This is a genomic window from Streptomyces sp. NPDC019396, assembly GCF_040632375.1.
Taxonomy (GTDB): domain Bacteria; phylum Actinomycetota; class Actinomycetes; order Streptomycetales; family Streptomycetaceae; genus Streptomyces.
In genome coordinates, this window is sequence record NZ_JBEYBS010000015.1 from 109485 (window position 1) to 133171 (window position 23687).

Here is a 23687-nt window from a genome sequence, read left to right on the forward strand (position 1 = left end):
GGGCGGTGCGGAAAGTAGGCTTGCCGCCATGCCAAAGCGTTCGATCCCCGGCAGTTCCGGACTCCTGCGAGCCATGACCTTGCTCGGGGAGCCAGTGCTGCACACCCCGTGCGAGCCCGTCACGGACTTCGGCCCGTCGCTCGCGGCGCTCGTCGAGGACATGTTCGCCACGATGTACGCCTTCCAGGGCGTTGGCCTCGCGGCGAACCAAGTCGGCGTGCCCCTGCGGGTGTTCGTCTACGACTGCCCGGACGACGAGGACGTCCGCCACCTCGGCCATGTGGTGAATCCGCGACTCGTCACGGCCGACGGGGTGACGGTGAGAGGACCCGAGGGCTGTCTCTCGCTGCCCGGTGTCGAGGCGGGCACACCCCGTTTCGACCACGCCGTCGTCGAGGGCGTCACGATGGACGGGGATCCCGTGCGGGTGGAAGGCACGGGCTTTTTCGCCCGCTGCCTCCAGCACGAGTGCGATCACCTCGAGGGCGGCATCTACCTGGACCATGTGACGGGTCTGCGCCGCAGCCGCGCCCTGAGGGCGGTGCGGCGGGCGCCGTGGGCACGGGGCCGGGTGCTTCCCGGGAGTCTGACGTAGTCCGCCGGGAGGCCGGCCCGGCCTCCCGGCGGACCGGGGCTCAGAGCCCGGTACCCGCGCCGCGGTCCTCCACCTCGGCGAGCCGCCCCCAGAGAAGGTCGACCAGGCTGGTCACGAGCTGGGTGCGGGAGCAGGGTCGTTCGCCGAGCCACCAGTCGCCGGCCCCGTGCATCATGCCGACGATCCCGTGTCCCCAGACCCTGGCCAGCTCGCTGCCGCCGGGCCCGAGGTCCACGCGGTCCTCGATGAGCTTGCCCAGCTCCTCGCCGAGGCGGCGCAGCAGAGGCGCGGAGTGGCGGCCGATGTCGAAGCCGCGCGCGGACTGCTCGGCGGCGCTGGAGTCCTCGGCCGGGTGCATCAGGAAGCGGTAGACCTGGGGCCTCGCCTCGATCGTCGCGAGATAGGTGTCGATGGTGTTCTCGACCCGCCCGCGCCGGTCCGCTGGCGCGTCGGCCGCGGCGCGCAGAGCCTCCAGCAGGGCGTCGGTGTGACGCTTGGCGAGGGCCCGGTAGAGCCCGCTCTTGTCGCCGAAGTGACGGTAGAGGATCGGCTTGGTGATCCCGGCCTCCGCCGCGATCGCGTTCATCGAGGCGCCTGGCCCGTCCCGGAGCACCACCCGGTCCGCGGCTTCGAGCAGCTCGCGCCGCCGCTGTTCCGCCGACCGCTGCTGATCGGCCTGCTGAGTGGTGCTGTCCATAGTGGTTCTCCCCGCCCGTGCGTGTTCCGTGAGGCCTGCGCAAAGTAACACTCCGCAGGGATGCGCCGTCGACGCGCTGGTTCCGGTTGACAGCGCTTACCCGGCGGTAACAGACTGTTGTTACCGTTAGTAACGTCGCTTGCGGCACGGCTGGCAGCACGCGGGCCGGTGCACATCAGGAGGGGACTATGAGCGAGTTCGCGCTCGATCTCAACGACGAGCAGAAGCAGGTCCGTGACTGGTTGCACGGCTTCGCCCGGGATGTGATCCGCCCGGCGGCCGCCGAGTGGGACGAGCGCGAGGAAACCCCCTGGCCGGTCATCCAGGAGGCCGCCAAGGTGGGCATCTACTCCCTGGACTTCTACGCCCAGCAGTACTTCGACCCCACCGGCCTCGGCGTCCCCGTGGCCATGGAGGAGCTCTTCTGGGGAGACGCGGGTATCGCCCTGTCCATCGTCGGCACCGGACTCGCCGCCGTCGGAGTGCTCGCCAACGGCACCGAGGAGCAGATCGGCACCTGGATCCCGCAGATGTACGGGGACGTCGACGACGTCAAGCTCGCCGCCTTCTGCTCGTCCGAACCCGACGCCGGATCCGACGTGGGCTCGATGCGCACCCGCGCTGTCTACGACGAGGCCAAGGACGAGTGGGTGCTGGACGGCACCAAGACCTGGGCGACCAACGGCGGAATCGCCAACGTCCATGTCGTCGTGGCCGTGGTCGACCCGGAGCTCGGCAGCAAGGGCCACGCCTCCTTCATCATCCCCCCGAACACCCCCGGACTGTCCCAGGGCCAGAAGTTCAAGAAGCACGGCATCCGCGCCTCGCACACCGCCGAGGTCGTCCTGGAGAACGTCCGCGTCCCCGGCAGCTGCCTGCTCGGCGGCAAGGAGAAGCTCGACGAGCGCCTCGCCCGCGCCCACGAGCGGGCCAGGGCGGGCAACGCCGGTGAGAGGGTCAAGAACGCCGCCATGGCCACCTTCGAGGCCTCCCGCCCGGCCGTCGGCGCCATGGCCGTCGGCACGGCACGGGCCGCGTACGACTACGCGCTCGACTACGCGAAGAACCGCGAGCAGTTCGGCCGCCCGATCATCGACAACCAGGGCGTCGCCTTCCAGCTCGCCGACATGCGCACCCAGATCGACGCCGCCCGGCTGCTGGTCTGGCGCGCCTCCTGGATGGCGGTGAGCGGCAAGCCCTTCACGGCGGCCGAGGGCTCGATGTCCAAGCTCTTCGCCAGCGAGGTCGCCAAGAAGGTCACCGCCCAGGCCGTCCAGATCCTCGGCGGCAACGGCTTCACCCGCGAATACCCGGTGGAGCGCATGCACCGCGACAGCGCGATCTACACCATCTTCGAGGGCACGAGCGAGATCCAGCGCCTGGTGATCGCCCGCACCCTCGCGGGCATGCCCATCCGATAGGCATACACGCGGGCCATACGCGAGGTGCGGGGTACGGCAGCTGACGTACCCCGCACCTCGTTACTGCCGTCAGGCGCCCAGCTGCGCCTCGATGGCGGCCACGACCTCCGGGGCCTCCGGCTCCGTACGCGGCCGGAAACGGGTGACCTCGCCCTTGGGCGAGATCAGGAACTTCTCGAAGTTCCACTGCACGTCGCCCGCCTCGCCATCGGCGTCCGCGGCCTTCGTCAGCTCCGCGTACAGCGGGTGGCGGCCGTCGCCGTTCACATCCGTCTTCTCCAGCAGCGGGAACGAGACCCCGTACGTGGTCGAGCAGAAGGTCTGGATCTCCTCCGCGCTCCCCGGCTCCTGGCCCATGAACTGGTTGCACGGCACACCCAGCACCGTGAAACCACGGTCGCCGTACTGCTGCTGCAACCGCTCAAGCCCCTCGTACTGCGGCGTCAGACCACACTTCGACGCCACATTGACCAGCAGCACCGCCTTGTCCGCGTACGCGGCCAGAGAGGTGGGCTCGCCGCTCAGGGTGCGCAGGGGAATGTCGTGCAGAGTCATCAGTCTCTCCTCGGTGACGGTCTTCCGCGCCACTCTCGCACGCCTGCTCGCACAGCACCCAAGCGACCCGGCGCACGGTCAGAGCTGACCGACGGACGTGACCCGGACCACGGCCCTGCCCTCCTCGTCGGACGCCGCCAGATCGACCTCCGCGCTGATGCCCCAGTCATGATCGCCGTTCGGATCGGCGAAGGTCTGGCGGACCCGCCACAGACCGTGCCGGGGGTCCTCCTCGATGGAGAGCAGCTTCGGTCCCCGCGCGTCAGGACCGGTGCCCAGATCGTCGTACTCGTCCCAGTACGCGTCCATCGCCTCGCCCCAGGCATCCTCGTCCCAGCCCGATTCGGCGTCCATCCCGCCCAGCTCGGCGACCTGGTCGAGCGCCGCCAGCTCCACCCGGCGGAACATCGCGTTGCGCACCAGCACCCGGAAGGCACGGGCATTGGCGGTGACCGGCTTGACCTGGTCGGCCTTCTCCTGAGCCTGCTCGGCGGTCTCCACCTCGGGGTTGGCCAGCTGCTCCCACTCGTCCAGCAGGCTGGAGTCGACCTGCCGCACCATCTCGCCCAGCCAGGCGATCAGGTCCTCCAGATCCTCGGTCTTCAGATCGTCCGGGATCGTGTGGTCCAGGGCCTTGTACGCGCTCGCGAGATAGCGCAGCACGATGCCCTCGGTGCGGGCCAGCTCGTAGACGGACGTGAACTCGGTGAACGTCAGCGCCCGTTCGTACATGTCGCGGATCACGGACTTCGGCGACACCGGGTGGTCGCCCACCCAGGGATGCGACTTCCGGTAGACGTTGTACGCGTGCCACAGCAGCTCTTCGAGCGGCTTCGGATAGGAGATCTCCTGGAGCCGCTCCATCCGCTCCTCGTACTCGACCCCGTCCGCCTTCATCGCGCCGACGGCCTCGCCGCGTGCCTTGTTCTGCTGGGCGGCCAGGATCTGGCGCGGATCGTCCAGGGTCGACTCCACGACGGACACCATGTCGAGCGCGTACGACGGAGATTCGGGGTCGAGCAGGTCGAAGGCGGCGAGCGCGAACGTGGACAGCGCCTGGTTGAGCGCGAAGTCCTGCTGGAAGTCGACCGTCAGCCGCACGATACGGCCCTGAGCGTCCGGGGTCCCGAGCCGCTCCACGATCCCGCCGTCCAGCAGGGAGCGGTAGATCGCGATGGCCCGGCGGATGTGCCGCAGCTGCTGCTTGCGCGGCTCGTGGTTGTCCTCCAGCAGCTCGCGCATGGCCTCGAAGGCGTTGCCGGGCCGGGCGATCACCGACAGCAGCATCGCGTGGGTGACCTTGAAACGCGAGGTCAGCGGCTCCGGGTCGGAGGCGATCAGCTTCTCGAAGGAGCTCTGGGACCAGCCGACGAAGCCCTCGGGGGCCTTCTTGCGGACCACCTTGCGCTTCTTCTTCGGGTCGTCGCCCGCCTTGGCCAGGGCCTTCTCGTTCTCGATCACATGCTCGGGGGCCTGAGCGACCACGAAACCGGCGGTGTCGAAGCCGGCCCGGCCCGCGCGGCCGGCGATCTGATGGAACTCACGCGAGCGCAGCACCCGGACCCGGGTGCCGTCGTACTTGGTCAGCGCGGTGAACAACACGGTGCGGATCGGCACATTGACCCCCACGCCCAGGGTGTCCGTACCGCAGATGACCTTCAGCAGACCGGCCTGCGCCAGCTTCTCGACCAGACGCCGGTACTTGGGCAGCATGCCGGCGTGATGGACGCCGATGCCGTGCCGTACATAGCGCGAGAGATTGCGGCCGAACTTGGTGGTGAAGCGGAAGTTGCCGATCAGCTCCGCGATCTGGTCCTTCTCCTCGCGGGTGCACATGTTGATGCTCATCAGCGACTGCGCCCGCTCGACCGCCTGGGCCTGGGTGAAGTGCACGATGTAGACCGGCGCCTGCCTGGTCTCCAGCAACTCGGTCAGCGTCTCGGTGATCGGCGTCGTGCGGTACTCGTACGACAGCGGCACCGGCCGGGTCGCCGAGCGCACCACGGACGTCTCCCGGCCGGTGCGGCGGGTCAGGTCCTTCTCGAACATCGAGACGTCGCCGAGCGTCGCCGACATCAGCACGAACTGGGCCTGAGGCAGTTCCAACAGCGGGATCTGCCACGCCCAGCCGCGGTCCGCCTCGGCGTAGAAGTGGAACTCGTCCATCACGACCTGGCCGATGTCCGCGGCCTTGCCGTCACGGAGCGCGATGGAGGCCAGTACTTCGGCGGTGCAGCAGATCACGGGGGCGTCCGCGTTCACGGAGGCGTCGCCGGTGAGCATGCCCACGTTCTCCGTGCCGAAGAGCTTGCACAGATCGAAGAACTTCTCCGAGACCAGGGCCTTGATCGGCGCGGTGTAGAAGGTGACCTCGTCACGGGCCAGCGCCGCGAAGTGCGCCCCCGCCGCGACCAGGCTCTTCCCGGAGCCGGTCGGTGTGGAGAGGATCACGTTCGCCCCGGAGACCACTTCGATCAGCGCTTCCTCCTGAGCCGGGTAGAGCGAGATCCCCCGGCCCTCGGCCCATGACGAGAAGGCCTCGAAGAGGGCATCGGGGTCGGCATCCTGCGGCAGCTGATCGATAAGGGTCACGCCCCCATCTTGCCTGGCTTCCGGCCCTGACAGGGAACCGGCTGCCGGCCGGAAGATCGCTACCGCTACGCTGTGCCGTCAACTGGGGTGGACGACAACAGCAGATGGGGCGGGAACGAGCATGATGGGACCGGCGCACTCCCTGTCCGGGGCAGCGGCCTGGCTGGGGGTGGGTGCGGCGACCGCCGCCGCGGGCCATGCCATGCCGTGGCCCGTGCTCGTCGTCGGAGCGCTGATCTGCGCGGGTGCGGCACTAGCGCCCGACCTCGACCACAAGGCGGCTACGATCTCCCGGGCCTTCGGACCGGTCTCGCGCGGGCTGTGCGAGGTCGTCGACAAGCTCTCGTACGCGGTCTACAAGGCGACGAAGAAGCCGGGCGACAAGCGCAGGACAGGCGGCCACCGCACGCTCACCCACACCTGGCTCTGGGCCGTGCTGATCGGCGGCGGCACATCTGCGCTGGCCATGGCCGGTGGCCGCTGGGCCGTCCTCGCCATCCTCTTCGTCCATCTGGTGCTCGCCGTGGAGGGCCTGCTGTGGCGGGCCGCCCGGGTCTCCAGCGATGTGCTGGTGTGGCTGCTCGGCGCGACCAGCGCCTGGATCCTCGCGGGCATCCTGGACCAGCCCGGCAACGGAGCGGACTGGCTGTTCACCGGCCCAGGCCAGGAGTACGTCTGGCTGGGTCTGCCGGTGGTCCTCGGCGCCCTGGTGCACGACATCGGGGATGCGATCACCGTGTCGGGCTGCCCGATCCTGTGGCCGATCCCCGTCGGCAACAAGCGCTGGTACCAGGTGGGCCCGCCGAAGGCCATGCGCTTCCGCGCCGGCAGCTGGGTCGAGCTCAAGGTCCTCATGCCGGTGTTCATGCTGCTCGGAGGGGTGGGCGGAGCGGCGGCGCTCAACTTCATCTGAGCCTGACCCAGGGCCCACCTCCTGGGTCCTGGGTCCTGTCCTGGCGACCTTCTCGGGCCCTCGACGCCGGCTGTGGCGCTCCCCCTGGCTTCGCGGGGTGGTCTCTCCCACGCTGCGTTGTCGGAGCCGCCGGAGTACGGCCCCGGATGGCCGGGGAGGCCTCATGCATCTGACGCAGCGGGCTCGTCGCAGAGGTCGCCCGGGCAGGACCTATCCGTGCCAGGACCTCCACAGCGCCGCATACGCCCCGCCCGCAGCCACCAGCTCGCTGTGGCTGCCCAGTTCGCTGATCCGCCCCTGTTCCACCACGGCGATGACATCGGCGTCGTGCGCCGTGTGCAGCCGGTGGGCGATGGCCACGACCGTACGACCGTCGAGCACCCGGGCCAGTGAGCGCTCCAGATGGCGGGCGGCACGCGGGTCGAGCAGCGAGGTCGCCTCGTCCAGCACCAGGGTGTGCGGGTCGGCGAGCACCAGGCGGGCCAGGGCGATCTGCTGGGCCTGCGCCGGAGTCAGCGCGAGGCCGCCGGAGCCGACCTCGGTGTCGAGGCCGTCGTCGAGGGCCCGCGCCCAGCCGTCCGCGTCCACCGCACCGAGAGCCGCCCACAGTTCGGTGTCCTCGGCGTCCGCGCGGGCCAGCCGGAGGTTGTCACGCATCGCGCCGACGAAGACATGGTGCTCCTGGTTCACCAGCGCCACATGCTCCCGTACCCGCTCCGCGGGCATCCGGGAGAGCTCGGCGTCGCCGAGGGTGACCCGGCCGGTCCGCGGGGCGTAGATCCCCGCGAGCAGCCTGCCCAGCGTCGACTTGCCCGCACCGGACGGCCCGACCAGCGCCACCCGGGTACCGGGCGGCACCCGCATCGAGACCTGGTGCAGCACATCGACACCCTCGCGGTAGCCGAAGCGCACCTCGTCCGCGCTCACCACGCGCCCCTCGGGCCGTACCGCCGCGTCACCCGCGTCCGGCTCGATCTCGCGTACGCCCACCAGCCTGGCCAGCGACACCTGGGCCACCTGCAACTCGTCGTACCAGCGCAGGATCAGGTTCACCGGATCGACCATCATCTGCGCGATCAGCGCGGCCGTGGTGAGCTGCCCGACGCCGATCCAGCCCTGGAGCACGAACACCCCGCCGATCAGCAGCACCGAACCGAGCACCGTCATGTGCGTGAAGTTGATGACGGGGAACAGCACGGACCGCAGCCAGAGGGTGTACCGCTCCCAGGCCGTCCACTCCTTGATGCGCTTCTCCGACAGCGCGACCCGGCCGGGCCCGAGGCGGTGGGCCTCCACCGTCCTGCCCGCGTCGACGGTCTCGGCGAGCGCGGCCGCCACCGCCGCGTATCCGGCGGCCTCCGAACGGTAGGCCCTGGGCGCCCGCTTGAAGTACCAGCGGCACCCGACCACCAGCAGCGGCACGGCCAGCAGTACCGCGGGCGCCAGCGGCGGGGCGGTCACCGTCAACCCGCCGAGCAGCAGCACCGCCCAGAACACCGCGATGGTCAGCTGTGGCACGGCCTCGCGCATCGCGTCGCCCAGACGATCGATATCGGTGGTGATACGCGACAGCAGATCGCCCGTACCGGCTCGCTCCAGCACACCGGGAGGCAGGCCGACCGACCGTACGAGAAAGTCCTCGCGCAGATCCGCCAGCATCTGCTCGCCGAGCATCGCGCCGCGCAGCCGCACCAGCCGTACGAACACGGCCTGCACGAGCAGCGCCACGGCGAACAGGGCCACCGTGCGCTCGAGAGGGATCTCGCGCGCCCCGTCGGCCACCTGCTGAACGAGGGTGCCGAGCAGCCAGGGACCGGTCATCGAGGCCACGACGGCGACCGTGTTGACGGCGATCAGCAAGGTGAAGGCGCCCCGGTGCCGGCGCAGCAGCTCGCGCACATAGGCGCGTACCGTGGCGGGCGTCCCCACCGGAAGCGTGGTCGCCTCACGGGGTGCGGCCGGATCGTACTCCGGCGGTGGCACGCCGATCATGCGGTCTCCTCGAGGTCGACTGCGGCGTCGGTCAGATCATCGGAAGGTCGCTCGGACGGCGCTTCGGTGAACCGCCCGGGGGCGGGAACACCGGTGGCGTCGGCGGATTCATCGGATTCCCGGGTCACCACCTCGCGGTAGCGGGGCTCCCTGAGCAACAACTCGCGGTGCGCACCCACGGCCGCGACCTCGCCGTCGAGGACCAGGACCACCCGGTCCGCCCGGTCGAGCAGCAGCGGCGACGAGGTGAACACGACCGTCGTACGCCCCGCACGCAGCGCCCGTACGCCAACGGCGACCCGCGCCTCGGTATGCGAGTCGACGGCCGATGTGGGCTCGTCGAGCACCAGCACCTCCGGGTCCGTGATCAGCGACCGGGCCAGCGCCAGGCGTTGCCGCTGCCCGCCGGAGAGCGAGCGTCCGCGCTCGGTGATGGGCGCGGCCATCGGATCCCCGTCGAGTGAAGCCTGGGCCAGGGCGTCCAGCACATCACCGCATTCGGCGGCGGTCAGCGCCGCGGTCGCCGAGACCGTACCGGACGACGGCACATCGAGCAGTTCGGCCAGGCTTCCCGACAGCAGCACCGGGTCCTTGTCCTGCACGAGCACCGCCGTGCGAGCGGTGTCACGCGGCAAGTCGTCCAGTGCGGCCCCGCCGAGCAGCACGGACGGAAGTCCACCGGCGTCCGCGGGATGGCCGCCGAGACGCTCGGCCAGCCGCCCCGCCGCGTCCGGGTCCCCGCACACGACGGCCGTCAGCACTCCGGCGGGGGCGAGCAGCCGGCTGTACGGGTCGTACAGGTCGCCGCCCGGCAGGTCACCGGACACCTGTGCCGAACCGCCCGTCGGCCGCTCCAGCGACAGCACCCTCGCCGCCCGTCGCGCCGACGGCTGCGAGAAGCTGTAGGCCATGGCGACCTCCTCGAAGGGGCGCAGGGGATACGACAGCAGCATCACCGCGCTGTAGACGGCGACGAGTTCACCGACCTCGATCCGGCCCGCGGACACCAGCCCGATGCCGTACCAGACCACCCAGATGAGCAGCACCCCCGGCAGCAGTACCTGGAGCGCGCTGATCAGCGACCACATACGGGAGCTGCGCACGGCCGCCCTGCGCACCTCCTGGGAAGCGCGCCGGTAGCGCGTGAGAAACAGCTCCTCGCCGCCGACTCCGCGCAGCACCCGGAGCCCCGCGACGGTGTCGGAAGCCAGCTCGGTGGCCCGGCCCGCCTTCTCGCGCTGCACATCGGCGAGCCGCGTGGCACGGGGCAGCAGCAGCAGCACACCGAGGGCCAGCACAGGAACCCCGACCGCCACCAGAAGGCCGAGCTCCGGCTGGTAGAAGAGCAGTCCGACCACCATCACGACGATGGTCAGAGCCGCGGCGAGGAAGCGTGAGAACGCCTCCACGAACCAGCCGATCTTCTCCACGTCGCCGGTGGACACCGCGACGACCTCACCGGCCGCGACCCGTGTGGTGAGCGCGGAGCCCAGGTCGGCGGTCCTCCGGGCCAGCAGTTGCTGTGTCCGGGCGGCCGCGGTGATCCAGTTGGTGACCGCGGCACGGTGCAGCAGCGTGTCACCCAGGGCGATGGCGACCGCGGCTACCGCGATCAGCCCGCCCGCCAGGGCGAGCCCGCCGCCGGAGCGCTCGACCACGGCCTGCACGGCGAAGCCGACGCCGTACGGAAGGGTCATCACGGCGCCGAAGTGCACCAGGCCCCACGCGAGCGCGCGGAGTTGCCCGCCGAGCTGCCCGCGCCCGAGCCAGATGAGGAACCTGAGGCCGGAGCGGACATCCGGTGAGCCTGGATCGGCGTACGGAAGGTCGCGAATCTGCATGACATCCCAGATCGTTCGGAAAAACCGGCTCGGGCCTGCAAGGCTCGCTCGCCGCGGTGACGCGGGGCAACCGATTTTTCCGCTTCCTCCGGCCTCGGCGCAGAACCGGCCGGGCCCGCGCCGGTCAGCGGCGCGGGGCTGGTGCCCGGAGGGCTGATCGTCTATGCGCCGGGGCTGCCTGGGCGGACGGGGGCCGTCACGACACCAGCGCGGACAGCAGCCCGCCGAGTGTCTCGCGCTGTTCGGCGTCCAGCGGGGCCAGGATGTCCTCCGCCGCCGCTCGCCTGGCGCTGCGCAGCTCCCTGAGTGTGACGCGCCCGAGCTCGGTCAGCTCGACGCGTACGACGCGGCGGTTGGCCGGATCCTGGACGCGGCGCACCCGGCCGCTCGACTCGAGACCGTCCACCAGCGTGGTCACCGCGCGCGGGACGACCTCGAGGCGGTCGGCGAGGTCCGCCATCCGGGGCGCTCCCTCGTAGTGGGCGAGTACCCGCAGCAGCCGGGACTGCGCCGGGGTGATGCCGACCGGCTCCAGATGCCGCTTCTGGATCCGGTGGAGCCGTCGGGTCAGCCGCAGCAACTGCTCGGCCAGCAGGCCGTCCGCGTCGGGGGCGGGCACGGGGGTGCTCATGCGGGAAACACTATCAGGACCTGGTTCATTGTGAGCATAGGTAACAATGAGCTATGCTCCCCATGTGGCGCGGCGATCATGCCCCGCCTTTGCTCATGCCGTCGGTGCACCCTTTGTGAACAGCCTCCGGAAGGAGCCCATGCGCCCTCACGACGATCCTTCGTGGACACCATCCGACCGCCCCGTCGATCCCTCACCCACCGCGTCTCCGGAGCGCCGGCCCGCGGAGCTCCGGCGCATCCTGCGCCTCTTCAGGCCGTACCGCAGCAGGCTGGCCCTCGTCGGTCTGCTCGTCGGCGCCTCGTCTCTCGTCTCCGTCGCCTCGCCCTTCCTGCTCCGCGAAATCCTCGACACCGCGATCCCGCAGGGCCGTACCGGTCTGCTCTCGCTGCTCGCCCTCGGCATGATCCTCACCGCCGTCACGACGAGCGTCTTCGGCGTCCTCCAGACGCTGATCTCGACGACCGTCGGCCAGCGCGTCATGCATGACCTGCGCACGGGCGTCTATGCCCAACTCCAGAGAATGCCTCTGGCCTTCTTCACCAGGACGCGCACCGGAGAGGTCCAGTCCCGCATCGCCAACGACATCGGCGGCATGCAGGCGACGGTCACTTCCACCGCCACCTCGCTGGTGTCCAACCTCACCGCCGTGGTCGCCACGATCGTCGCGATGCTCGCACTCGACTGGCGGCTCACCGCCGTCTCGCTCGTCCTCCTCCCGGCGTTCGTCGCGATCAGCCGCAGGGTCGGGCGGGAGCGCAAGACCATCACCACACAGCGGCAGAAGCAGATGGCCACCATGGCCGCCACGGTCACCGAATCGCTGTCGGTGAGCGGGATCCTGCTCGGCCGCACCATGGGCCGTGCCGACTCGCTGACCCGCTCGTTCGCCGATGAGTCCGAGCGACTGGTCGATCTGGAGGTCCGCTCCAGCATGGCCGGACGATGGCGGATGTCCACCATCGGTATCGTCATGGCCGCCATGCCCGCGCTGTTGTACTGGGCGGCGGGACTGACCCTCCAGGGCGGGGGAGCGGCGATCTCCCTCGGCACCCTCGTCGCCTTCGTCTCACTCCAGCAGGGCTTGTTCCGTCCGGCCGTGAGCCTGCTGTCCACCGGTGTGCAGATACAGACCTCACTCGCGCTCTTCCAGCGGATCTTCGAGTACCTCGATCTTCCGGTGGACATCACCGAGCCCGACCAGCCGGTCCGGCTGGAGAAGGTGCGCGGCGAAGTGCACTTCGAGCAGGTCGAATTCGGCTACGACGCCAAGCGCGAGCCGACGCTCGGCGGGATCGATCTCACCGTTCCGGCCGGTGGCACCCTGGCCGTAGTCGGACCGACCGGCTCCGGGAAGTCCACGCTCAGCTATCTGGTGCCGAGGCTGTACGACGTCACCGGTGGCAGGGTCACCCTCGACGGCGTCGACGTACGCGAACTGGCCTTCGACACCCTCGCTGAGGCGGTGGGCGTGGTCTCCCAGGAGACTTATCTCTTCCATGCGTCCGTCGGCGACAACCTACGCTTCGCCAAACCCGATGCCACGGACGAGGAGATAGAGACGGCGGCGCGTGCGGCCCAGATCCATGACCACATCGCGTCGCTGCCCGAGGGCTATGACACCCTCGTCGGCGAACGCGGCTACCGCTTCTCGGGCGGCGAGAAGCAGCGCCTCGCCATCGCGCGCACCATCCTGCGCGACCCACCGGTGCTCATCCTGGACGAGGCGACCAGCGCCCTCGACACCCGTACCGAGCACGCGGTGCAGCAGGCCATCGACGCCCTCTCGGCCGGACGGACCACCATCACCATCGCCCACCGGCTGTCGACGGTGCGGGATGCCGACGAGATCGTCGTACTGGACGGGGGCCGGATCGCGGAACGCGGAAGCCACACCGAGCTGATGGACCAGGACGGGCGCTATGCGGCGCTGGTGCGGCGGGATGCGGAACCGGCCACAGCGGTGGCCACGGCCTGAGGCCGAGCGAGTCCTAGAGCGGCATCGCGGCCGGTTCACGATCCAGCAGCCGCTGGATATCACGTACCGCCGCCCGGCCCGCGCGATTGGCGCCGATGGTCGAAGCCGAAGGACCGTAGCCGACCAGATGAACGCGCTCGTCATGCACCGCGCGGGTGCCGTCCACGGCGACACCGCCTCCGGGCTCGCGCAGTTTGAGCGGGGCCAGATGGTCGATCGCGGCACGGAAGCCCGTGGCCCAGAGGATCACGTCCGCGTCGACCTTGCGCCCGTCGTCCCAGGCCACACCGGTCGGGATGATCCGATCGAACATCGGCCGCCGGTCCAGCACCCCCTCGGCGCGCGCTTGCCTGATCGCATCGTTCAGCGGCAGTCCGGTCACGGAGACCACACTCAGCGGAGGCAGCCCACGCCGCACCCGTTCCTCCACCATGGCGACCGCCGCGCGTCCCTGGACCTCGCCGAAAGGGCCCTCACGGAAGACCGGGGGGCGCCGCGTCACCCAGGTGGTTTCCGCGGCGAACTCCGCGATCTCCATCAGATGCTGGGTACCCGACGCGCCCCCGCCCACCACGACCACCCGCAGCCCGGCGAAGGCCTCGGGCCCCGGGTAGTCCGAGGTGTGCAGCTGGCGCCCCCGGAAGGTCTCCTGACCGGCGTAGCGCGGCCAGAAGGGGCGGTCCCAGGTGCCGGTGGCATTGATGAGCGCGCGGGTGGCGTACACACCCTCCGACGACTCCACCAGCAGTCGATCGCCCTCGCCGTCACGCACCGCGCGCACGTCCACAGGGCGGTGCACCCGAAGATCGAAGGTCCGCTCATACTGGGCGAAGTAGTCGCCGATGACCTCGGACGACGGGCGGCCCCCATCGGCGCCGACCAGCTCCATGCCGGGAAGCGCGTGCATCCCGTGAACCTTGGCATAGGTGAGCGAGTCCCAGCGGAACTGCCAGGCGCCACCCGGCTTCGGAGCGTGGTCGAGGACCACGAAGTCCTCATCCGGGCGCAGCCCGACGCGCCGCAGGTGGTAGGCGCCGGAGAGACCGGCCTGTCCGGCACCGATGACCACCACGTCGACGGCTCGCGCGGCGCCTTGCTCCCCAAAGTTGTTCACGCTTCCACTAACTGTGGGGGTGCCCAGGATCTTCCCGCACGGGACGATGCCCTTATGCCTACAGCCTTCACCACCACAGTCCTGAGCCTCTCCACGGGCGCGACCGAGACCGTGACCGATCTGACCCGTGACTGCCAGATCTTCCTCGACGAGGCGGCTGCCGGCCGCGACGGCCTGCTGAATGTTTTTGTGCCCCATGCAACCGCTGGAGTCGCGGTACTGGAGACCGGCTCGGGCAGTGACGAGGACCTGCTCGCCGTGCTCCACGACCTGCTCCCCGCCGACGACCGCTATCGGCACCGCCACGGCAGCCCGGGCCACGGCCGCGACCACGTCCTGCCGGCGATCGTGCCCCCATACGCCACGCTGCCCGTCGTCGGCGGACGCCTGGAGCTCGGCACCTGGCAGTCCGTGTGCCTCGTGGATACGAACAGGGACAATCCGGAGCGTCAGGTTCGATTGTCGTTTCTCGGGTAGCGGCAGGTACTGCGGGACTGTAGGCGGGATATCCGGCCGCACCAAGCGGTTCAGCGTCGCTCCTCTTTCGCAGTGATCGCGACGGCGTGAACCAGCCCGGTCCTTTGGGTCCTTGCCGGTGGGGGCAGCGCCTGGGGGGGGAATGGCCGACGATGACCGTCAGGGGCCCGCGTCGCCGCGCTCGGTATCGAACTCGATTTGCTGCGCGAGGAGTCGCAAGCCGCCGCGGCCCGATCCGAAGCGATCACAGCCCGCCGTCGCTCACTCGATGCCGAACTCGCCTCCGTACCCGACGAGTCGCCGCTCACCCGGGCACACGCGCTCGTGAGCGCCGCCATCGACACCGTACGCAAGGCCCGCACGCGGCGTGAGGAGCGCGCCGCCGAGGTGGTCGAGACGGCCGGGCGAGCCGAGAGTGCCGCCACCGAGCTCACCGAGACCGCCACCGATCTGAGGCTGCCCGCAGACCGGGCCGGACTCACCGCCGTGCGTCACGCCCTCGGCTCCTTCGCCGCCGACCTGGCCGCCCTGTGGCCCGCGGTACGCGAACAAGGCGAGGCCGCACGTCAGGTGGACGACGAGCACGCCGAGGCAAGCGACGCGGAGCGGCGGGCCATCGACCTCGCCCAGCGGGCCGAAGACGCGGAACGTGAGGCGGCAGCTGCGGACGAGCACCACCAGACCTTGCGCTCCACCGTCGGAGCGGCCGTCGCCGAACTCGAACGGCTCTCGCCGAGGCCGCCGAGGCACAGCGGATCTGCCAGGCCGACCAGACGACCGCCCAACGGCGTCACGCGGAGGCGGGCCGGGAGGCCGGCCGTGCCGAGGGGCGGATCGAGCAGTTGGAGAAGGACCTCACGGAAGTCGTCGGCGCGCGCGGAGGCCATCGCCGCGCTCCAGCGCTTCACAGCCACCCACCTGGTGGCGGTCGCGCTGCCCGATCTCGCGATCCCCGCCCTGGACGACGGCCCCTGGGCTGCCACGCCGGCCATCGCGCTCGCCCGCACCATCGAGACGGGCCTCTCGTCGGTCGACGACACGGACGCCGCCTGGGAACGCGTCCAGCGTCGGCTCAGCGAAGAACTCAAGACTCTGCAGGACACCCTGTCCCGGCACGGGCACAGCGCCTCCGCCCGCATGGTCGTGGACGGCGTGGTCGTCGACATCGTGTACCAGGGCCGCGACCGGGCCGTACCCGAACTCGCCGAAGCACTCGCCAAGGAGGTCGGCGAGCTGACCCGCATCCTGTCCGCGCACGAACGCGAGATCCTCGAAACCCACCTGATCACCGAGGTCGCAGGCACCCTCCAGGAACTCATCGGTGCGGCTGAGCGCCAGGTGCGGGACATGAACACCGAGCCGGAGGACCGCCCCACTTCCACCGGTATGAGACTCCGGCTGGTGTGGCGGCTCTCGCGTAAGGCCCCGCCCGGACTCGCCCAGGCCCGCGAGCGGTTGCGCCAGTCCGCCGACGCCTGGACCGCCGAGGAGCGTATGGCGGTCGGCGAGCTCCTCCAGGCCCAGATCGCCCGCCAGCAGTCCGACGGCGGCTCGGGCAGCTGGCTCGAACACCTCACCGCCGCGCTCGACTACCGCTCCTGGCACGAGTTCGGCGTCGAACGCCACCAGCACGGGCGCTGGGTCCCGGCCACCGGCCCCGCCTCCGGTGGCGAACGCGTCCTCGCCGTCTCCGTGCCGCTGTTCGCCGCCGCCTCCTCGCACTACGCCAGCGCGGGCAGCCCGCACGCGCCCCGCCTGGTCACCCTGGACGAGGCGTTCGCGGGCGTTGACGACGACTCGCGGGCCAAGGCCTCGGCCTGCTGAGCGCGTTCGACCTCGACGTGGTGATGACCAGCGAACGGGAGTGGGCCTGCGATCCACAGGTCCCCGGCATCGCCGTCGCCCAGCCGTCCCGGATCGACGAGTTGGCAGCGGTCCTCGTCACCCGCTGGGAGTGGGACGGCACAAGACGACAGCGCCGCGACGACCCCGTGCGGCACCCGGCACCGGACGCGGCGGGCAGGCCGGAACAGGAGCCACAGTGGAGCTGACACACGACGGGCACGCGGCGCCCGGTGCCGTACCGGAGGCGGTCACTCGCGCCGCACTCGATGACCCCCGACTGCGCCGCCTGTTGGGCGTGCCGGAACTCGAGTGGCTCGTGGAGCGAGTGCGCGGACGGCTCGTGGCCGGGCAATCCCTGACGGGTGCCGTCTCCCTGGCCACCCCCACTCCGGGGCAGCGATCCGCGGTCGAACGGCTGCTTGCCCGACCACCAGGTGGTGGCCGTTCCCTCACCGTACGGCTGGAGGCCGTCGACGCCGTGCTGCGCCGGTCGGGCATCAGTCCGGACGGCCTCGCCGCCGCCGTCACGGCGCTCACCGGCCCCGTCACCCCGCTCGCCCAGATCAGGGCCGAGCAGGAAGCCGCCTGGGATCGGGCGTACACACCACTTGAGGCACTCGTACGGGACCAGCTACAGCTTCGCGGCCGTGGCGCGGGCCGTTTCGAAGGCCGTGACCGGGTTCCCGTCCTTCCGCCAGGGATGGGCGCCGCACCACGGCCCGATAAGGCGGAACTTCCGCACCCCCGGCATCGCGCCGACCGCGAACCTGGTGACCCATGGTGCGAGCGTCGCGTTGGGTTTCCTCTGCGCCGGCCACCTCTTCTGGATCGGGCGCGCGGCCCGGCGCCACCAAACGGATGTGCGAATGTCGGTCGCGCGTGATAGTCACTACCTCCACGAGGGGGGCTGATCACTTGCCTCCCTGTGAGAGACACCAAGGGGTGGGGACTATGGCGTTGCTCCGTGATCGGGGGCTCACGCTGGGACGATGGACCGGCCGGCCGGGGGCGCGGCTGGAGAAGGACTCCAGCGATCCGGACGTGGCGGGGGTGCGCGAGGCGGCCGCCGCGGCGGACTGGGCCGCCGTGCGGGGCCTGTTGGAGGCGCGACCGGGGAACCAGAACCGTACGCAGCTCCTGTGGGCCGTCGGCGACACGGCCGGCGTCGAGCGGTGGATCGGCGACGTGCTGAAGACGGAGCCCGAGTCGGCGCTGGCGCTGACCGTCGCGGGCATCCGTTACGTCAGCTGGGGCTGGGAGGCCCGGACGTCGGCGCGCGCGAAGGACGTCTCGCGCGAGCAGTTCGAGGTCTTCCACTCCCGGCTGCGCCAGGCCGAGGAGTGGCTGTACGAGGCTGCCGAGCTCGAGCCGGGCTGGACCTCACCCTGGTACGTCCTCCAAGTCACTGGGCGCGGTCTGCAGGTCGGGCAGGTCACGGCGCGCCGCCGGTTCGAGGCGACCGTGCGCCGGGACCCGTACCACCTGGGGGCGCACACGCAGCAGTTGCAGCAGATCTGCAAGAAGTGGGGCGGGTCGCACGAGGAGATGCACGCGTTCGCCCGCGAGTCCGTGTTCAAGGCTCCTGGCGGCACGCCGCTGGGCCGGCTGGTGCCGGACGCGCACGTCGAGGAGTGGCTGTCGCTCGACTCGGGCCCTGACGCCGCGTACATGCGCCGGCCCGAGGTGGCGGAGTCGCTGAGGCAGGCGGCGGACCACTCGTACCGGCATCCGGACTTCGTACAGGAGGGTTCCTGGCTGGGGCTGCTGAACAGCTTCGCGATGGCGTTCTCGCTGGCCGGGGACCGGGCCTCCGCGCGGGAGTGCTTCCAGGCCACGCAGGGGCGGGTCACGGAGTCCCCGTGGGACTACCTGAACGGCTCCGACCCCGTCGCGGCCTACCGCAAGCACCGCTCGGCCGCCGGGCGCTGACCCGCTGGGCGTGTACGCCGAGACGAGCGCCACGCCCGCCCCTGCCCCCTTTCGCCCGTTTTCCCGCCCGTGCCGTTCGCCGGCGCGGGCGCGCCAGTGAAGGATTCCGTCCGGTGTCCCCTTCTGAGACCGCCCACACCTTCCAGGTCGACCTGCGCGGCCTGGTCGACCTGCTCTCCCACCACCTCTACTCGAGTCCCCGCGTCTATCTGCGCGAGCTGCTGCAGAACGCCGTGGACGCCATCACCGCCCGTCAGGCCGTCGCCCCGGAGGCTCCCGGCAGGATCACCGTGCGCACCGGTGACACGCTCACCGTCACGGACACCGGCATCGGACTGACCGAGGCCGACGTCCACCGTTTCCTCGCCACCATCGGCCGCAGCTCCAAGCGGACCGCCGAAGGCGACCTGGACGGCGCCGGACTCGATTCCGCCCGCGGCGAGTTCATCGGCCAGTTCGGCATCGGTCTTCTCGCGTGCTTCGTCGTCGCCGACGAGATCACCGTGCTGAGCCGGTCGGCGGCCGACCCTGCGGCGCCCGCGGTCGAGTGGCGCGGTCACTCCGACGGCCGGTACACGATCCGTACGCTGCCACCCTCGGCCGTGCCGGAGCCCGGCACCACCGTGCGGCTCGTCCCCCGGGCCGACAACGCCGAGTGGACGAGCCCGCGGCGGGTCGTGGACCTGGCCCGGCATTACGGCAGCCTGCTGCGGCACGAGGTCACTGTCGTGGACCCGCACGGCGACAAGGAGCGGATCAACGACACGCCGCCCTGGGAGCAGACCCACCGCTCACCGCTCGCCCACCGCGAGGCGCTGACCGCGTACTGCCGCGACCGGTTCGACTTCACCCCGCTCGACACCATCGAGCTGGACCTTCCGGCGGCCGGGCTGCGCGGTGTCGCGTATGTGCTGCCGACGGCCGTGAGCCCGGCGCAGCGCGCCGGTCACCGGGTGCACCTGAAGGGCATGCTGCTCACCGACCAGGCGCCCGAGCTGCTGCCGGACTGGGCGTTCTTCGTGCGCTGCGTGGTCGACACCACGAGCCTGCGACCGACGGCCTCGCGCGAGTCGCTGTACGAGGACGGCACGCTGTCCGCCGTACGGGATGCCCTGGGCGACCGGATCCGCGACTGGCTCACCGGGCTCGCGGCCAGGGACCCCGCGCTGTTGCACCGGTTCATCGACACCCACCACCTCGCGGTGAAGGCGCTGGCGCGCTACGACGACGAACTGCTGCGGGTGGTGCTGCCGTGGCTGCCGTTCGAGACCACCGACGGCAACGTCACGCTGGAGGAGTTCGCACGTACGCACCCGACGCTGCTGGTCACCCGCAGTGTGGAGGAATTCCGACAGATCGCCCCGATCGCCGCGGCGGCCGGCCTGGGCGTGGTCAACGGCGGCTACACCTACGACCGCGATCTCGTGCACCGGCTGCCGGAGATCCGTCCCGGCACCTCCGTGAGCGACATCGACCCGGCCACGGTCACCGCACATCTGGACGCGGTGGACCCGACGGCCGAACTGCGTGCGGCGGCATTCCTGCTCGTCGCCCGGGAGACGATCGGCGTGCACGACTGCGACGTCGTGTTGCGCGACTTCCAGCCGGTGACCGCCCCGGCATTGCTGCTCGACAACCGGGAGGCGCGCCACGAGCGGACCCGGTCGAGCCTCGCCGCGGAGAGCGACGGTCTGTGGGCCGACATCCTGGGCTCTCTGCGGCGCGAGACGCCGCGCGCCCAGTTGGTCCTGAACCACCTCAACCCGCTGGTGCGCCAGGCGATCACGATCTCCGAGCGCGGTCTGGCCGTCACCACCGCCGAGGCGCTGTACGGGCAGGCCCTGCTGCTCAGCCGCCGCCCGCTGAAGGCGAGCGAGAGCGCCCTGCTGAACCGGGCCTTCATCGGCCTGCTCACCCACGCCATGCACAACCCCGGCACGGACGCGGACGGCTCCGGGCCCCGGAAGGACATCTGATGCTGGACACCCCCGAGGCCGTGATCGAGGCACTGCGTGAGAACCACGACCGCCCGCACGGTCCGCAGCGCACCGTCACCGCCGAAGAACTCGTCGAAGCGGCCGGTCAGTTCGAGAAGCCGGACGTCCTGGTCACCGCTCTGCTGGAGCTCATGTCGGCGTACGAGTTCACCGGCGAGAACCGCAAGTCGCCGGTCGTCTTCGGCCGACTGCTGAAGTTGTGGGACGAGTCTCCCGAGGAATTCAGCGAGTGGGAGGCCCACCAGGTCTACTGGCGCTTCAAGTGGGTGGCGACCTCGCTGCTCGACGTTCCCGAGGTGCCGCTGGCCTCGATCCGCGGCTGGATCGACGAGATGCGCAGCCGGTACGAGAAGGCCGAGCACGGCATGCAGCCGGTGGCCGCGATGCGCTACCACGTCGCCGTCCACACGGGCGTCGGGGTGGCGGACGCGTACGACCTGTGGGTCACCCGTCCGCGTACCGAGCTGAGCGACTGCGAGGCGTGCGAGACCCGGCACCTGGCCGCGCATCGGATGAACGGGGGCGACGACGCCGGGGCGCTCGAAACGCTGCGGCCGGTCCTCGACGACGCGATCGGCTGCACCGAGGAGCCGCAGATGAGCCAGGCGCTGGCGCTTGGGGCGCTACTGCGCTCCGGCCGGCTCGACGAGGCCCGCTCGCACCACCTGACTGGCTACCGCCAGGTCCGCGGTAAGACCGGCATGCAGGCCTGGGTCGGCCGGCACCTGGAGTTCTGCGTGCTGTCCCGCAACGAGGGCCGCGGCCTGGAGATCCTCGCCGAGAACCGGCCGCTGTTCGAGGCGACCAGCGCTCCGCTGGCCCATTTGGACTTCCTGACCGGCATCGAGCTGCTGCTTGCCCGGATCGTGGAGGACGGGCATGCCGACACGGGCGTCGCGGGCCCGCCGGGACGGAGCTGGACGGCGGACGAACTGCTCGCGCACGTCCGCGCCGAGGCGGAACGGCTGACGGCGGCGTTCGACGCCCGCAACGGCACGACGGCGGTCGGGGACCGTCGCCGGGAGCGTCTGTCGCAGCGTCCGCTGCTCGACGCGCCGCTGCCGCTGGGCCTGAGGACGTCCGTCACCCGCCCGGCGACGGCCGCGGCTGCGCCGGTCACGGCTCCCGCCACCGCGGCTCCCGCGGCCGTCGCGCCCCCCGAGGACTTCGTGACCCTGGTGCGTGAGGCACGGCGGCTGGCGAGAGCGGGTCACCCCGGGGACGCCCGGCTGTGGACCCGGATCGCCGGGCGTCTGGCCGACGGCAGCGCGGTGCACGACGACGTGCTCGGCCCGCAGGAGCTGCTGCGGGCGGAACTCGCCGAGCAGCGGGCGGGCGAGCTGACGATGGCGGACCGCGACGACGAGGCCACCGTGGAGGCGCGCCAGGCCGCGGAGCTGTACGAGCGGCTCGGCATGCCGTGGCAGGCGCTGTCCATGCGTGCCCGCGCCCTCGCCTGGACGAACCCGTCGGCCGACGGGGACGCCGAGCCGGCCGGGGGAGCCGAGCGGCTGGACTCCAACGGGATCCGGGACGCCCTCGACGGACTCCTCCGCGAGGCCGGACGACTGTGCACCGAGGTTCCGTTCACGGGCGAGGCCCTCGGGGCGGCCGAGGCGGCCGCCGGCGGCGACCTGGAGCTGGAGCGCAAGCTGGCGTACCTCACGGTGTACTACGCGCGCACGTACGCGGCCTACCGGGTGCTGGGCCGCAGCGGTCGGGATGCCTCCCCAGGCGCCGTCGAGCGCTTCGAGGCGTGCGTCCAGGCCCTGCACACCGAGGCGGAGCGGCTGTCCGCCCCTCACCAGGTCGCCAACGCACGGCAGTTCGTCGCGGACGTGGCCGGCCGCCACGGCGACCTCGTGCGCGCCGAGGAGGGGCTGCGCGCCGCGCTGAAGGACCTGGAGGCCGCCGAGCGGCCGTGGCGCGGTTCACGCCCGCGCGCCCTGCTCGCCCAGATCCTGATGGCACAGGAGCGACCGCAGGAGGCGGTAGACCTGCTGCACCAGGCGATCGCGGACGCGGTGCGCTACGACGACGTGGACTTCCCGATGGCGGCGACGTACGCGATGCTCGGCCACGCGGTCTCGCACATGGGCGACCACGCGGGCGCGGTGCGCCACCTGTCGGAGGCGGCCGTGCGGTTCGATCAGTCCGGAGCGTCCGACGAGGCGGCGGACGTGCGGCTGCAACTGGTCGACGTCCTGATGCGGACGGGCCAGCAGGCCGACGCGGTCGCGGTCCTGGAGTCGCTGGTCGCCGAGGAGGCGGCGGCCGCGCTCGACGAGCGGATGGTCGCCCAGGCTCGGCTGATGCTGGCGCGCGGGTTGCGGGAACTGGAGGAGTTCCTGCCGTCGGCCGAGGAGTTCCTGCGGCTGGCGGACGCCGTCTCCGGCTGGGAGGACGACGCCCCTATCCAGACCTTGGTGACCGCTGACACGGCCATCGCGCTGGCGCTGGCGGACCGCTGGGACGCGGCGGGCACGGCGTACGAGCGGGCCTTGGCGGCGCACGCGCAGGCGCCGAACCCGTCCCTGCTCATGCACATGATGTGCGAGTTCGCGCGTCTGGTCATGAAGGCGCAGGGCTTGGAAGGCGTGGAGACGGCGCTGAAGCATCTCGCCGAGGCAGACGCGCTGGCGGCATCCGTGCCGGAAGGTACGGAGGGCTTCGTGCCCTGGTTCGAGCGGGGCACCGTCCACTACCGCCGGGGCCGCGTCCTGGCGGAGGCGGAGCGGTTCGAGGAGGCCCTGGCCGAGACGGAGGCCGCAATCGCCGCCCACGAACAGGGAGGCGAGGAGGGCGAGTCGGCGCGTGCCGAGGCGGTCCGGATCGCCGCGCTGATCGAGGGCAACGCGCTGCGCCGGTTCAAGGAGGCCATCGCCCGGCTGACGACGGCGGCGGCACGCTGCCGGAAGGCCGGCCTCTCGGAGGCAGCGCAGATCCTCGACGCGCTGCGGCAGGACTACATGTCGCGGCTGACGGAAGGCCGTTGAGTCGACGTCGCGTCAATCGCCCCGGGGCCCTGGGACGATTGACGCGACGTCAGAGCCTGCGGACGGCGTGCCTTATCCGGTGGATCGATCGCGACGATCACGAGAGGACGCAGC

At 71.1% G+C, this 23687-nt stretch carries 18 protein-coding genes; 11 read left to right on the forward strand and 7 right to left on the reverse strand.

The genetic code is table 11. From position 1 onward, the window contains the following. The first annotated feature begins 28 nt into the window (after window positions 1–28). Window positions 29–595, forward strand: coding sequence for a peptide deformylase (gene def, locus ABZ532_RS19235; protein WP_361284580.1), 567 nt, complete (start codon window positions 29–31; stop codon window positions 593–595). 40 nt (window positions 596–635) lie between these two features. Here the strand turns inward: def and ABZ532_RS19240 are convergent, their stop codons facing one another. Continuing rightward, window positions 636–1292: a TetR family transcriptional regulator gene (locus ABZ532_RS19240; RefSeq protein WP_361284583.1), complete on the reverse strand. Its 657-nt coding sequence runs from the start codon at window positions 1290–1292 to the stop codon at window positions 636–638. 188 nt (window positions 1293–1480) lie between these two features. Here ABZ532_RS19240 and ABZ532_RS19245 point away from each other — a divergent pair, with 188 nt between their 5' ends. Further along, on the forward strand, window positions 1481–2713 hold the full coding sequence (locus ABZ532_RS19245) for an acyl-CoA dehydrogenase family protein (RefSeq protein WP_361284586.1): 1233 nt from the start codon (window positions 1481–1483) through the stop codon (window positions 2711–2713). 69 nt (window positions 2714–2782) lie between these two features. Here the strand turns inward: ABZ532_RS19245 and ABZ532_RS19250 are convergent, their stop codons facing one another. Both ABZ532_RS19250 and ABZ532_RS19255 read right to left on the reverse strand, forming a co-directional pair. Beyond that, on the reverse strand, window positions 2783–3268 hold the full coding sequence (locus ABZ532_RS19250; RefSeq protein ID WP_361284589.1) for a glutathione peroxidase: 486 nt from the start codon (window positions 3266–3268) through the stop codon (window positions 2783–2785). Between the two features lie 78 nt (window positions 3269–3346). Continuing rightward, window positions 3347–5860 carry a DUF3516 domain-containing protein gene (locus tag ABZ532_RS19255; RefSeq protein WP_361284592.1) on the reverse strand — a complete coding sequence of 838 codons (2514 nt, stop codon included), beginning with the start codon at window positions 5858–5860 and terminating at the stop codon, window positions 3347–3349. Between the two features lie 121 nt (window positions 5861–5981). Between ABZ532_RS19255 and ABZ532_RS19260 the strand changes: the two genes are divergently transcribed. Continuing rightward, window positions 5982–6773 (forward strand): metal-dependent hydrolase, encoded by a 792-nt coding sequence (locus tag ABZ532_RS19260; protein ID WP_361284595.1) that lies wholly within the window; start codon window positions 5982–5984, stop codon window positions 6771–6773. Window positions 6774–6983: 210 nt separating this feature from the next. Here ABZ532_RS19260 and ABZ532_RS19265 read toward each other — a convergent pair whose 3' ends face one another. The 3 genes from ABZ532_RS19265 to ABZ532_RS19275 form a co-directional block, all read right to left on the reverse strand. Further along, window positions 6984–8765 (reverse strand): ABC transporter ATP-binding protein, encoded by a 1782-nt coding sequence (locus ABZ532_RS19265; protein ID WP_361284598.1) that lies wholly within the window; start codon window positions 8763–8765, stop codon window positions 6984–6986. Beyond that, complete coding sequence (locus tag ABZ532_RS19270) at window positions 8762–10606, reverse strand: ABC transporter ATP-binding protein (RefSeq protein ID WP_361284601.1); 1845 nt, start codon at window positions 10604–10606, stop codon at window positions 8762–8764. Before ABZ532_RS19270 ends, ABZ532_RS19265 begins: the two co-directional genes overlap by 4 nt. Window positions 10607–10802: 196 nt before the next feature. Further along, window positions 10803–11237 (reverse strand): MarR family transcriptional regulator, encoded by a 435-nt coding sequence (locus ABZ532_RS19275; protein ID WP_361284604.1) that lies wholly within the window; start codon window positions 11235–11237, stop codon window positions 10803–10805. Window positions 11238–11376: 139 nt separating this feature from the next. Here ABZ532_RS19275 and ABZ532_RS19280 point away from each other — a divergent pair, with 139 nt between their 5' ends. Further along, window positions 11377–13215 carry an ABC transporter ATP-binding protein gene (locus ABZ532_RS19280; RefSeq protein ID WP_361284607.1) on the forward strand — a complete coding sequence of 613 codons (1839 nt, stop codon included), beginning with the start codon at window positions 11377–11379 and terminating at the stop codon, window positions 13213–13215. Window positions 13216–13228: 13 nt separating this feature from the next. On the opposite strand, the gene ABZ532_RS19285 is transcribed toward ABZ532_RS19280, so the two are convergent. Beyond that, window positions 13229–14329 carry an NAD(P)-binding domain-containing protein gene (locus tag ABZ532_RS19285; RefSeq protein WP_361284610.1) on the reverse strand — a complete coding sequence of 367 codons (1101 nt, stop codon included), beginning with the start codon at window positions 14327–14329 and terminating at the stop codon, window positions 13229–13231. Window positions 14330–14383: 54 nt separating this feature from the next. Here ABZ532_RS19285 and ABZ532_RS19290 point away from each other — a divergent pair, with 54 nt between their 5' ends. The 7 genes from ABZ532_RS19290 (at window position 14384) to ABZ532_RS19320 (ending at window position 23573) form a co-directional block, all read left to right on the forward strand. Then, entirely contained in the window at window positions 14384–14806 is a 423-nt protein-coding gene (locus ABZ532_RS19290; RefSeq protein WP_361284613.1) for a YjbQ family protein, read from the forward strand. A 198-nt stretch (window positions 14807–15004) separates the two neighbouring features. Then, window positions 15005–16630, forward strand: a complete 1626-nt coding sequence (locus tag ABZ532_RS19295) for an SbcC/MukB-like Walker B domain-containing protein (RefSeq protein ID WP_361284616.1) — start codon at window positions 15005–15007, stop codon at window positions 16628–16630. A gap of 23 nt (window positions 16631–16653) precedes the next feature. Beyond that, window positions 16654–16857: a hypothetical protein gene (locus tag ABZ532_RS19300; RefSeq protein ID WP_361284619.1), complete on the forward strand. Its 204-nt coding sequence runs from the start codon at window positions 16654–16656 to the stop codon at window positions 16855–16857. Further along, window positions 16848–17534 (forward strand): TIGR02679 domain-containing protein, encoded by a 687-nt coding sequence (locus ABZ532_RS19305; protein WP_361284622.1) that lies wholly within the window; start codon window positions 16848–16850, stop codon window positions 17532–17534. The genes ABZ532_RS19300 and ABZ532_RS19305 overlap by 10 nt, the downstream gene beginning before the upstream one ends. Before the next feature lie 68 nt (window positions 17535–17602). Continuing rightward, window positions 17603–18580 carry a hypothetical protein gene (locus ABZ532_RS19310; protein ID WP_361284625.1) on the forward strand — a complete coding sequence of 326 codons (978 nt, stop codon included), beginning with the start codon at window positions 17603–17605 and terminating at the stop codon, window positions 18578–18580. 113 nt (window positions 18581–18693) lie between these two features. Then, window positions 18694–20556: an HSP90 family protein gene (locus ABZ532_RS19315; protein ID WP_361284628.1), complete on the forward strand. Its 1863-nt coding sequence runs from the start codon at window positions 18694–18696 to the stop codon at window positions 20554–20556. Continuing rightward, window positions 20556–23573 (forward strand): hypothetical protein, encoded by a 3018-nt coding sequence (locus tag ABZ532_RS19320; protein ID WP_361284631.1) that lies wholly within the window; start codon window positions 20556–20558, stop codon window positions 23571–23573. Before ABZ532_RS19315 ends, ABZ532_RS19320 begins: the two co-directional genes overlap by 1 nt. The last annotated feature ends 114 nt before the right edge of the window (window positions 23574–23687 follow it).